Here is a 12,237-nt window from a genome sequence, read left to right as displayed (position 1 = left end):
TCAGGGGTTGCCAGTGGTGCGGGAATGCCGGCCGGGCCGGACCGGGAGAGGGAGCCGGTCCGGCCCGGCCGGTGTCCGCGCGGGATCACTTGCGGAGGCTGGAACCCATCTCGGAGTCGAACTGGGTCATGCCCTCGCCGTACTTCTTGATGTACTCGGAGATGCCCGTGAGGCCTTCGGTGACCTTGCCGTAGTTGTTCGTGTACTCCTGCACGAAGGGCTGGAAGTCGTTCCTCGCCGAGGGGGTGTTGTAGCCGTCGGCGGTGAGCGCGTCCAGATCGGCCTTGATCTTGTTGAGCTGGGCGACCGCGATCTCGTACTCGTTCATGGTCTGCGTGGCGGCGGCGCCGGTCTTCTCGTCGTTGACGATGTAATCGGCCATCGGAATGTCTCCCGTTTCCAAGTCGGTTGTGCGGATGGGTCTTTCACGGACCATTTCGTGGACCCGCGCCCTACACACGGCGGGTGCGGCCATTCGGTTCAGACCTTGATGGGGGCCTCTTCCGGCGGATTCGCCAATTCGATGTCCTGGTTGGAGTTGACGGCGCCGATGGTTTTCGTGGGAAGCGAGGCGAGGGGCACCTCAGGTCCCTTGGTCTTGAATCCGTGGTCGTTCTCGACCTTCTTGCCGGCCAGGGAATTGCCCACGCCGTAGCCGAGTTTGATGCCCGCGTTCTCCAGGGTGGTCTGAGCGTCGGCGCCGTTGGCGCCCACCTCGTAGCCGACGCTGACGGCTTGGGCGACAGCGCCCTTGAGGATGCTGGTGAGGGCCTCGTAGCCGTATTCATGGAGCTCGGTGACGGAGGTGGGGCCACCCGCGTAGGCGTGGTAGTCGTGGATCGGGGTGTGCTGCTCGTTGAAGGAGCCGTTCGCGTCGACCTCGGTGAGGGTCTTGCCGTTGGCGTCCTTCACCTGCACCGAGCCGTTGTTGTTGACCAGGACGTCGAACGTGGTCTGGTTGCCGTTGTTGTCGGTCGTGGTGACGGTGCCTTCCACGCCGTCCTTGGTGACGGTGAACGTGGTGTTCTCGCCGCCCGCGGTGTTGCTGAACACGGTGCTGCCGTCGGGGTTCTGCGTGATGGTGACGTTGCCCGCCTGGTCGGTGGTGGTGGCGGCGCCGTTGGCGAAGGTGGTGGTGGCGCCGCCCCCGTCGGGGGTGACGACGGGCACAGTGCCCTGCCCGCCGGTGACGGTGGTGTTGTTGCTGAACGTGACCTGCGGGGGTCTGGCGGGCCCTTCCTGCCCTGCTCCGGGTTGCGCCGCCGGAGCCACGCCGGGCCCGGTGAGGCTGCCGTCCGGCCCGACGGTGGCCTTGTCGCCGGGCTGGTTGCTGCCGGTCACGGACACGTCGAAGGAGCCGTCGCCGTTGGCCTTCACGTCGAACGGGCCGCCGTGGACGGTGGAGTCGCCCTTGCCGCCGACCGGGACGTCCGCGGAGGGCCCGCCGCCGTTGCCGCCCACCGTGAAGGTCTCGGGGCCCGGGGCGGGGTCGCGATTGAAGGGGTTGTGCGGGCCGTCCAGGATGTCGGCCTTCTGGCCCGGCGTACCGGCGTTCTCCACGTCGCCGGGGCTCTTGCCGAGGGTGCTGTTGTTGGTGTCGACGCCGGTGTTGCCGCCGAAGAAGCCGTCGTGGTGCACGACGGGGCCGCCCCCGGGCGTGGGCACGGTGATGCCGCTGTTGCCGTCGCCGGTGACGGTGCTGATGGCGGTGTTGCCGGGGTTGTTGCCGATGGGGTTGCCCGCCGTGTCGACGGGAAGGTTGGTGGCCGGGTCGACGTGAGTGCCGGAGGGGCCGAGACCGGTGACGCCGCCGGGCGCGAAGGTGCCGGTGGCCGGTCCGTACGTGACGGAGAACTCGCCCTCGGGTCCGCCCGCGTTCGGACCGTGCACGACGGTGCTGCCGGGCTCGTGGATCGGGTCGGCGCCCTGCGTGGTGATCGTGGGGCCGTCCGGGCCGTTGGACAGGGTGTTCTGGCCACCTGTCACGTCCGGTTTGCCGAACAGGCCCCAGCCCTCCTGCTGCGGGGTGTTCACCGTCACCTGGGTGTTGGTGCCGGTGATGCCGGCGCCGCTCGGCGAGTTGTTGACCGTGGCCTGGCCGTTGTTGTCGACGGTGTGGCTGACGCCGGAGTCGTGGTGGACGGTGGTGGTGGCCGGGCCGGTGCCGTCGTTGCCGATGGTGGTCGTGAACCCGTCGGCGGTGAACGTGGTGGTCTGCCCGTCCGACGAGACGGTGGCGCCGTTGTTGTTGGTGATCGTGCTGGGGGCCGGTGCGGGTGCCGGTGCGCCACCCGCGGGGTTCGGGCGCGGCGGCACCTTCGCCTCGGCCCCGTCGGGGGTCTGTGCGGTGATCGTGCCGTCGGGGCCCGAGTTGACGGTCGTGGCCGGACCGCCGGGTGTCTGATGGTGGGTGAAGGTGACGTCGCCGCCCGGGTCGACCGTGGTGCTGACGCCCTGGGTGTCGACGCCGTTGGTGCCGACATCGGCCTGCGCACCGCCGGCTCCGGTGTCGGTGAAGGTGGCCACGGGGTTGTTGTTGGCGTCGGTGTTGGAGGTGATCGTGACCGGGCCGCTGGTGACGGTGCCGGTGTTGTCCACGCTGAAGTTGCCGTTGTTGTCAGCGGCGGTGGTGCCGTTCGCTCCGGTGACGACGGTGCTGTTGGGGCCCGCTGGGGCGTTGTTGCTGATGGTGCCGTCGTTGTTGATCGTGCTGTTCGCGGTGTTGGTGCCGTTGACGTCCGTCTGGGCGCCGTTCCCCGTCAGGGTGGTACTGCTGCCGCCGGAGGTGGTGACCTGCGTCGGGTTGGCTCCGTCGGCCGGTTTCACGGTGACCGAGGCGGGCCCGCCCTGCGGTCCGACCGTGGTCGGGCCGTTGCCGCCCGTACTCACCGACGTACCGTTCTGACTGACGGTCCACGCTGCCGCTGATGCCGTTCGGGCCGTGACTCGCCTGGATCGGGCCATTGCTTACGGTCGTGCTGCCGTTGTCGCCGACCGTCACCGTGGTGTTGCCCGGACCATCCGTGTTGACCGTCTGGCTGCCGGCTCCCGCGGGCGCCGACTTGGTGACGGTGCCGTCGCCGTGGACGCTGGTGGTGCTGCCATCGGCGGTGGTGACCTGGGCCGGGTCCTGGCCCGTGGGCGGTTTCACGGTGACCGAGGCGGGCCCGCCCTGCGGTCCGACCGTGGTCGGGCCGTTGCCGCCCGTACTCACCGACGTACCGTTCTGACTGACGGTCGTGACGCCGTCCGGGCCCTGGCTGACCTGGACCGGGTTGACGGTGCCCACGCTGCCGCTGATGCCGTTCGGGCCGTGACTCGCCTGGATCGGGCCATTGCTTACGGTCGTGCTGCCGTTGTTGCCGACCGTCACCGTGGTGCCGTTCGGGCCGTGGACGGTGACCGAGTGGCCGCCGCCGTGGTCCACGGAGATGGTGGTGTTGCCCGCGTTCACCGGATTCCCGGGGGTCGGCTGCGGCACGGCCGGCGGGACCGGGTTGCCCTGCGCGTCGTTGGCCGTGATGGTGCCGTCGGCAGCGACGTTGATCTCCTGGTCGCCGTGGGCGATGCTCGCCGAGCCGTCGTTGTGGACCGTGGTCGAGCCGCCGATGGTGACGCCGTCCGCGCCGTGGCTGATCCCGTCGACGTGGAACTTGCCGTTGGGGTTGATGGTGAACGTCGTGCCGTCCGGGGCGCTGAACTTGATGTCGAGCGGCGAGAAGTCGACCTTGCCGCCGGGGCCGGTGGCCGTGCCGCCGCCGTTGCCGTCCGTGGTGATCCCGTTGACGGAGACACCGCCGTCCGGGCCGGTCGAGACCTGCGGCTGGCCGCCGGGCGGCGTCACGTCGAGGCCGCCACCCGGCTTGGTGGTGACGGCGGTGCCGTCGGGGCCGTTGAAGGTGACCGGGGCCGCGCCGGACGGGCCCACGGCGATGTCCCCGTTCGGGTTGACCGTGACCGGCGGCTGGGTGCCGGAGGGGTTCAGGTCGAACTGGCCCTGCGGGTTGACGGTGAACGTCCCGCCGTCGGGCGTGCTGAACTTGATGTCGGTCGGCGAGAACTCCACGTTCCCCCCGCCGCCGGTGGCCGTACCGCCGCCACCCCCGTCGGTGTTGATGTTGCCGGTGGCGATGGAGCCGTCCGGGCCGACCGAGACCTGCGGCTGGCCGCCGGGCGGCGTCACGTCGAGCGAGTTGCCCGGCCCGTTGAACTGCACCGTGTCGGGGGTGGGACCACCGGTGTTCACCGTGAACCCCGTGTGGTCGAGCGTGGTGGCGGGGCCGCCCGGCGTGGTGATGGTGGCGCCGCCGGCCGGGGGGATGCTGGTGCTGACATTGGTGTCGGTGAAGGTGACCGGGCCGCCCGCGTTGGCCGGGGGCAGGTTGACGTTCTGGCCGCCGCCGTCGCCATTGACGACGCTCACGTTGCCGTTGTTGCCGACGTCGGCCTGTGTGCCGTCCGGCAGGGCGAATCCACCCCCGGGGTTCCCCGTGTTGCCGTTGAGCGTGGTGTTGCCGAAGTTGATGTCGACGTTGCCGTCGGCGGGGTTGTGGGTGGCCACCGGCTGGCCCGCCTGGGGGCCGTTGAAGACCGAGTTGACGCCGTTCGTGTTGTCCGTGGTGAGACCGCCACCACCCACCGTCGTGGAGCCGCCGTTGTCGGTCAGGGTGAGGCCGTTCGGGGTGGAGATCGTGTTGTTGTTCACGGTGAACTCCGGTGTGGGACCACCGCCGTCACCGCCGGGCGAGCCGAACGTCGTGGTGCCGTCGGGCCCCTTGGAGACCTGGCCGAACGGACCCGAGGTCGTGAAACCGCCGTTCGGGCCCAGTTCCGTGGAGAGCGCGGGCTTCTCCGACTGCGCGGGCGCGAACTCACCGCCGAGCCCGCCGAGGACCTGCTCCTTCGTGGTCGGGCCCTGGACCGGGGTGCTGATCGTCGTCGTGTCGCCGTTCGAGGTGATGACGTCCCCGTCCGGGCTCTTGATGGTGTTCGTGCCGTTCGCGGTCGTCGACGTGAACCCGTCCGGTGTCGTGGTGGTCGTCGACGTCGCGGGCCCCGGGACTCCGAAGGGCAGGTCGTCGGGGGCTTCGACCTGGTCGGCCTTGGGACCGGGCGGAGTGATCTTCGTTTCGGTCTTCGCACCGTCCGGGGTCGTGACCTTCGTCTTGACCTCGCCCGTGGCGGGGTCCGACTTGGTCTGGCCGTTGATGCCGTGGAAGCCGGTCTTCTGCCCGCCCTTGGTGTCGTTGAACAGGACGTTGCCGGGTTTGAACTTGCCGTCGACCACACCGAGGCTGTTCACGGAGAACGCCTTGTCGATGTTGCTCTTGAACTTGCCCTTGGTGGTGAAGGCGTCCTTGATGCTGGTGGCGAACTTCGTCCCGCCGAACAGGGTGAGGGCACCGGCCGTGGCGGCGCCGAGCGCGGCACCCTTGACGGCCGAGGCCGCGTCGAACTTCTTCCCGTCGATCCACGCCGTGAGCCCGCTCGCCAGGAAGCCGAGGCTGAACTCGGTGGTCACGTCGATCGCGAACTTGGCGCCGAGGGCCAGACCGGGGGACGACTTGAGACCCACGAGTCCCTTGGCCAGCGGGTCGATGGTCTTGCGGATGAACGTCGAGTTCTTCAGGGCCGCCGAGACCGCTCCCGAAGCGGTTCCGACGCCCTTGCCCACCTTGGCCAGGAACGGCGCGAACTTCGCCAGCTTGCCCGCCGCCCCGACGATCTTCCCGAGCCCGCCGAGCAGCACTCCACCGGGTACGAGGGTGAGCAGGCCGATGATGATCTCACCGGCGTCGATCTTGCCCTGCGACACCATCCGGATCACCGACACCGCGAACAGGATCGCGCCCAGGATGAGACCCACGACCGGGAAGAACACGGCGACGATGCCGATGATGACACCGGCGATGATCTCCACCAGCGGGTTGTCCGCGAGGAAGTCACCGAACGCCTTCACGAAGTCCCGTGCGGGAATGGCCTGTTCAGCGGCGTCATCGAGGATGATCGTCGCCCTTTCGGACCCCTCCTCGCGCACCCGCTGCGCCATGCGGCCGAGCTCCTCGGCGGCGGACAGCGCCTCCTTCGCGGCGTTCACCTCGCCCTGCTGCGTCTGGTGTGTCTCGGCCTGCTCCGGAGTGGCGTCCGCCGCGAGCGCCGGGACCTCCGTCTTCGCGGTGGCGGCGACCTCCTGGCCCTGGTCGATGGCCCGGTCCAGCAGGTCCTGCGCGGTGGTCAGGGTGTTCGCGTACTCGTCGTAGGCACCCGCAGCGGTGCGGAAGGAGTCCCTGGTCTTCTCCAGGAGCCCCGGCAGGTCCTTGGTGATGCGCGTCTTCAGGGCGTCCATCGCCTGGCCCTTGCCGCGGCGCAGCGCCCCGTCGTCGCGCAGCAGCTCGACCGCCTCGCCCGCCCCGTCGCTCAGCTCCTGATAGGTCTTGGCCAGTGTTCTGATCGCCTCCGGGTTCCCAGGGGTCGGATCCTCCCCGAACCCGAGCACCTCCCAGCCCGTGGCATGCCGACGCGCCATTTCCAACTCCTCCCGGCTACAAGCCCGTTCGGCACCTCCTAACGGGGTGGTCGGCGTTTCGGTTCAGCTCGTTGAACCGCCCCGGGGTTCCGTGCGTGTGACGGCCGACGCATCAGCAGTGCGCGTCACCAGGCCCCGTACGGAGGAGGACGAGAAGGATGCGCGATGACCCGAGGACGACGAACGAAGTGCGGCGGCCGGCGCCGTGGCGCACGACGGCACGGGTGACGGCGGTGTGCGGCCTGGTGGCCGTCACCTGGCTGGCGCTGCCCGCACCGGCGCAGGCCCTGGGGTCCGTAAGGACTCCGGAATCCGTACGGGCTCTGGACTCCGCACCGGCTCCGGCCGCCGTGCAGGCGCGGCCTTCCCGGGCGCTGCGGGCCGACGAGGTGACGAAGTACTACGTGGTCAAGTCCGCGCAGGAGAACGGCGGCGAGCAGGAGACGCTGTTCGGGATCGCGCAGCGCACCCTCGGCGACGGCGACCGGTTCGAGGAGATCCTGGTCCTCAACAGTGGGCGCCAGCTGCCGGACGGTTCGGCTTTCGTCAGTCCCGACCAACTGACCCCGGGCTTCCCACTGATCCTGCCGGAGGACGCGGACGGGGCCGGCGTGGAGTTCGGTGTCCTGCCCGAGGAGAACGCCGACGCGGCGAAGCTCCCCGCGCGCAGCGCCTCCCCCACGCCGCGCGCCGCGGCCGGCCGGGGCCCGGGACCGTTCGCCGGGCTGGGCGACCGGGTCGGGTCGCCCTGGCTGATCGGGGGTGTCGCCGGCGTCGCCGTACTGACCGTGGTGATCGTCGCGCGGCGTCCGATCGGCCGGGCCGTGCGCGCCACCGGCTCCGGGATCGCGCGGGCCGCCCGGGTGCTGCGGCCGCGGCTGCCGCGCGGCCTGGCGCTCGCGCTGCGGCGGCGTCGGCGGGGCGCGCTCGCGCGGCGGCTCGCGGCGGACACCCGTACACCGGTGGTGGTGCGGCAGGCGCTGCGCGAACTGATCCCCGCCGACGCGGCGGGGGCGGAGCGTCCGGTACGGGTCTACAGCGTCCTCGCCGAACCCACGAAGCTGCTCGCGTCGGTGTCGGGGGCGCACACGGCACCCGTGCCGTGGACCGCGCTCGAACCGAATCGCTGGGAGCGCACCGGACTGCCCTCCGTCATAGAGGGCGACCCGGCGACCGACGTGACGCTCGCGCTGCCGCACCTCGCCCGGATCGGGGTGAGCGAGCGGGGCGCGCAGGTCATGGTGGACCTCGGGCAGATCAACGGCGCGCTGAGCGTCAGCGGTGACCTCGTCGTCGCCCAGGACACCGTGGCGGCGCTGGTGCGCGGGCTGCTCGAACTGCCGCGGCAGAGCACGGTGGTGGTCTCGGTGGACCCGGGCGCGAGCGCCCTGCCCGGCCTCAATGGTCTGGTCCGGGTCCGCTCCGTGTCGGAGGTGAAGGGCAAGGCCCCTGAGGAGATCCTCAACTCCGCCGAGGAACTGGGCGTCGGCCTGGTGCGTGGCGCCGCCCGTACGGGCGAGGTCACCGGGTTCGTCGTCCTCCAGGACGCGCCGACCGCCGAGGAGGCGCGGGCGCTCGCGGACCTCACCGGGTCCGAGGGCGGCGGCTGGATCGTGCTGACGGTGGGCGACGTACCGGGGGCGCACTGGCGGTGGTACGCGGAGAACGACGGCAGCGTCGACCTGGGCGTACTCGGTCTGCGGGTGGTCGTTCCCACGCAGACGTTGGCAGGGGCGGGCACGGGGCGGGTCTGACGGCTCGCGACCCGGTAAAAGATTCTCCCGGTAATTGAACCTCCCCGCCACAGCGGCCGTTTTCACAGCGATGCTGCCCGGCCAGAAGGAATTCCGGGACCAGAAACTCCGCCCCGGCAGTCGGCCTACTCCTCCCCTGCTGCCGGGGCGGGCCATTACTTCAGCACTTCAGCACTTCAGCGAAAGAAAATTCCCCAAGAATTCCGAAAGAGGGATACCCATGCGTAAATTCACCTACGTCCCGGTCGTATTCACCGTCGCCGCGGTCATGCTGACGGCGGCCTGCACAAGCTCCCAGGGCACGGCGGCGACCACCACCGGCTCCGCCGGGCGTGCCGCCGAGACGGGCAACGGTGCGCAGCCCTCGCAGGCGGGCCGCCTCAGCGTCTGGAAGAGCCGGCAGCTGGGCCCGGTCGTGACGGACGGCGCGGGCTTCACCCTTTACCGCTTCGACAAGGACACGGCGAAGCCGCCCGCTTCCAACTGCTCGGGCGACTGCGCCGCGGCCTGGCCGCCGGTGCTCGCCGACGGTGCGAAGGCGGGCCGCGGCCTGGACCCCGGGCTGCTCGGCTCGGTGAAGCGCGCGGACGGCACGAGGCAGCTGACGCTCGCGGGATGGCCGCTGTACCGCTACGCGCAGGACACTGCGCCCAGGCAGACCCGCGGGCAGGGCGTCGGCGGCACGTGGTTCTCGGCCGCGCCCGACGGCACGAAGGCGAAGGAACAGGCGCAGGAGGCCCCGAGCGAGCCGAATGACCTGCCCGCCCTGTCCACGGTCGTCGACAAGGAGCGCGGCACGATCGTCCGCGACGGCAAGGGGCGTACGCTCTACCGCTTCACCAAGGACACCGCCTGGCCGATGAAGTCCAACTGCCTGGGCGCCTGCCTGGAGATGTGGAAGCCCGCCGGGCTCGTCGACAAGAAGAACATCAAGGGCATCGACCCGAAACTGCTCAGCCCGTACACCCGCTCCGACGGTTCGAAGCAGCTCAGCATCGACTGCTGGCCGCTCTACTGGTACACCGGCGACGAGAAGCCGGGTGACGCCAACGGCCACGGTGTGAACGGCACTTGGTTCACCGTGCGGCCCAACGGCAAGCTGGCCAAGTAGTCGCGCCGGCCCGGGGAGCCGAGGCGGCGGTGGCTGACAGGGGATGTGTGTCGCGGCCGTTCGCCCATTCCGATGAACCCCGGGCCCGTCGGCGCCGTCCCGGCCCCGGGGCTGGGACGCTGCACCCATGGCGCAGTTCGAGCAGTTGCACAGCTCCGTCCCCGGCATCGCGTCCGTGATCGAGCGGATGCGCGCGTTCAGTTCCGCCCGGTCGCCGGCAGGCGGGGCCGAGGACGGGGTGGCGGTCTTCAACCGTGTGAAGTTCCGCTGCTCGCCGAGGAGTTCCGCCGCCGGCTGGACGCGGGGGCGGGGCTGGTGGGGCGCTTTCTGCTCACGCCCTGCCGCTGACGGCGGGCCCCTTCCGGGAGGAGCCGCCGTACACCCCTCCTAGAAGCAGTCGCCGTACCAGTGGACCGCGCCGGGTGCCGAGACCGTGGCCCGCACCGATTCCTCGGTGGCGTGCAGCGGGCGTGCCATGCCCACGTGCTCGCTGACCCGCCAGGTGTCCGCCAGCAGCACCGGCAGCGCGGCCCGGACCCCGGGACCGTCGGGGAGCCGGACCCGGGCCCGGCTCAGACCGGCCGCCCTGCCCCGTTCACCGGCGGCGGCGAACAGCCCGCCCAGGCTCTCGGGGGCGCCCGCGAACTCCCGCACCTCCAGGTACTCCCCCTGGTGCTGGGCCACCAGCCAGCCGGCGAGCGCCCCCGACGCGGGGTCCTCAGCCACCAGCGACCGCTCGGCCGGCCCGTACCAGGCGGGCACCCGCACCGCCCAGTCCTCGGCCGCCCGCACCGAACTGAGCGGCCGGTCCGCGTTGTACGCCTGGTGCAGGGCCGCCACCTCGGCGGCGTCCCGCACGGTGGCCGGGCGGATCCGGAACTCCCCGGCGGCCTGCGAGGGCGCGAGCGTCCCCTCGGTGTACGTACTGCCGAACTCCTGCCATCCCGAGCCCCGGTAGACGCCCGGCGTCCCGGTGAACAGCAGCGACCATGCGCACTCTTCGGCCGTCATGGTGTGCTCCGCCGCCTCCAGCAGCCGGCGCACCAGCCCCTGGCCGCGGGCCTCGGGGCGGGTGGCGACGCTGCCGATTCCGCCGACCCGCTGCGGGGTGCCGTCCGCGTCACGGATCAGCCTCGGTACGTAGACGACGACCGCGTCGATCCCCTCCCCCTCGGCGCTCTGCGCGACGAAGGTGTGACGGTGGCGGTCCGGATCGAGGGCGTGCAGGTCGGCGATCTGCGGGGCGTCGAAGCAGCGCCGCCACAGCGCGGCCAGCGCCGGGTCGTCGGCCGGGGTGGCGGTGCGGATCGTGACGCTCACAGGGTCAGGTTCCCGTCCGTACGTGCCTTGTCGCCGTTGGCCGGCATCGCGCTGCGCTTCGTACCGTCCTCCACGCACGTGGTGTGCAGGACCGAGGCCAGGGCGTCCGGGGCGAGGTGGAGGGTGCCGCCGGTGAAGCGGCTGCCGGTCGCCGCGTAGTGGTTCGTCCCGTCGGCGATGCGGACATGGGCGGTGTCCGGGCCGGAGGCGGAGCTGCTGAGACCGTTGATGTCCCAGGTGGTCCGCCCCTCGCCGGCGGCCCGGCCGAGCAGCGCCTTGGCCTTGTTGCTGCCGGTGAGGCGGGCGCCTCCGGTGACGGTGATCCGCTGGTCGCGCACGGCGCTGAGTTCGATGCCGGTGTTCTCGTAGCTGCCGCCGTCGATCCGCAGATCCGCCGAACCGACCGAGAGCGGTGCCGCGTTCTCCGCGCCGGTGACCGTGCAGTCGGTGAAGTGGACGGGGCCCGCCCCGCGCAGGATCGCGCCGTCGACGCCCTTGAACGTGCAGCGTACGAAGTGCACGGGCGCGGTGACCGGGGTCTGGACGAGGACGGCTCCGGCGGGCGGCTCGAAGGAGCAGTCGCTGATGGTGGTGGGCCGGGTGGAGCGGGCGGAGCGCTGGGCGACCGCGAAGGTCTTCGCGGTGCAGCCGCGCACCTGGGCGCCGTCGGCGTTGACGGTGAGGGTGCCGGCCTGGTCGAAGGTGGGGCGGGCGATCACCGTGATGTCTTCGAGCGTCAGGTCGGTGATCTTGGTGTTGGCGGTGAACCAGGAGCAGACATGTCTGCGCACTGTGATCCGCTTCGCCGAGATCCCCCACTGGGCACCGGAGTTGGCGATGTCCATCAGGCCGGAGTTGCCGTCGAAGAGCAGATCGTGCTCGTACTGACCGTGCGTGGTGAAGGGGTTGCCGCCCGCGTCGTCGCCGTCGCCGTGGCAGTTCACGACGGTGCAGTAGGCGGAGGCGGTGAGGTCGTTGAGATGCCGGACATTGCTGGTCGTGCAGTCCGCGACCCGTCCGTACAGGCAGTAGATCTGCTGGGTGAGGTAGCCCGCGCCGCCGTACTCGACGGTGGGCGGGTTCTTCAGGGAGCAGTCCTCGGTGCGGAAGCGGGTGCACCAGCGGCGCATGATGACCGGCCAGAAGGTACCGGTGGCGTGGATCCCGGAGACGTCGCAGCCCACGGCGTACTCGAAGCTGACCGGGTGGGAGCCGGTGTACTCGTCGGGACCGGCACCCTCGAAGACCATGTTGCGGATGTGGGTGTTGCGGACCGGCTCGATGCGGGTCCAGGTCAGGGTGCGGCCCGCGGCGAGTTCCCAGCCGTTGAGGTAGCCGATCCGGATGTGTCCGGCGTCGACGATCTCGGTGATCTCGACCAGCTTCTGCAGTTCGCGTTCGTCACCGCCGCCGCCCGCGACCGGGTCCACCTGCACGGACCACCACTGCCCGACCGCGAACGCCTTGGCGTCGGGGACCGGGAAGGTGTCGGTCAGCTCGATGACCTTGCCGGAGAGCGCGTGCTT

Annotated in this window: 6 protein-coding genes; 2 read left to right on the top strand and 4 right to left on the bottom strand. The window is 70.9% G+C overall.

Annotated elements, in window-relative coordinates; translation table 11 throughout:
* Positions 1-85: 85 nt before the first annotated feature.
* Together EES42_RS15970 and EES42_RS15965 are read right to left on the bottom strand one after the other, a co-directional pair.
* The gene (locus tag EES42_RS15970; RefSeq protein WP_124718894.1) at positions 86-382 is read right to left on the bottom strand and encodes a WXG100 family type VII secretion target; all 297 of its coding nucleotides are present in this window, start codon (positions 380-382) and stop codon (positions 86-88) included.
* Between the two features lie 2,235 nt (positions 383-2,617).
* Complete coding sequence (locus EES42_RS15965) at positions 2,618-6,526, bottom strand: beta strand repeat-containing protein (protein ID WP_124718893.1); 3,909 nt, start codon at positions 6,524-6,526, stop codon at positions 2,618-2,620.
* A gap of 158 nt (positions 6,527-6,684) precedes the next feature.
* Here EES42_RS15965 and EES42_RS15960 point away from each other — a divergent pair, with 158 nt between their 5' ends.
* On the top strand, positions 6,685-8,280 hold the full coding sequence (locus EES42_RS15960) for a hypothetical protein (RefSeq protein WP_124718892.1): 1,596 nt from the start codon (positions 6,685-6,687) through the stop codon (positions 8,278-8,280).
* A 220-nt stretch (positions 8,281-8,500) separates the two neighbouring features.
* Positions 8,501-9,391 (top strand): SCO0930 family lipoprotein, encoded by an 891-nt coding sequence (locus tag EES42_RS15955; protein WP_124718891.1) that lies wholly within the window; start codon positions 8,501-8,503, stop codon positions 9,389-9,391.
* A 387-nt stretch (positions 9,392-9,778) separates the two neighbouring features.
* On the opposite strand, the gene EES42_RS15945 is transcribed toward EES42_RS15955, so the two are convergent.
* Together EES42_RS15945 and EES42_RS15940 are read right to left on the bottom strand one after the other, a co-directional pair.
* Positions 9,779-10,711: a GNAT family N-acetyltransferase gene (locus EES42_RS15945; RefSeq protein WP_164495244.1), complete on the bottom strand. Its 933-nt coding sequence runs from the start codon at positions 10,709-10,711 to the stop codon at positions 9,779-9,781.
* Positions 10,708-12,237, bottom strand: a 1,530-nt coding sequence (locus tag EES42_RS15940) for a peptidase C14 (protein ID WP_124719380.1), incomplete at its 5' end; no start/stop codon positions are given. The genes EES42_RS15945 and EES42_RS15940, both read right to left, overlap by 4 nt.

The organism is Streptomyces sp. ADI95-17, assembly GCF_003846175.1.
Classification (GTDB): domain Bacteria; phylum Actinomycetota; class Actinomycetes; order Streptomycetales; family Streptomycetaceae; genus Streptomyces; species Streptomyces sanglieri.
Note: the sequence above shows the minus strand (reverse complement) of the source record. Positions and strands in the feature narration are given on the sequence as shown.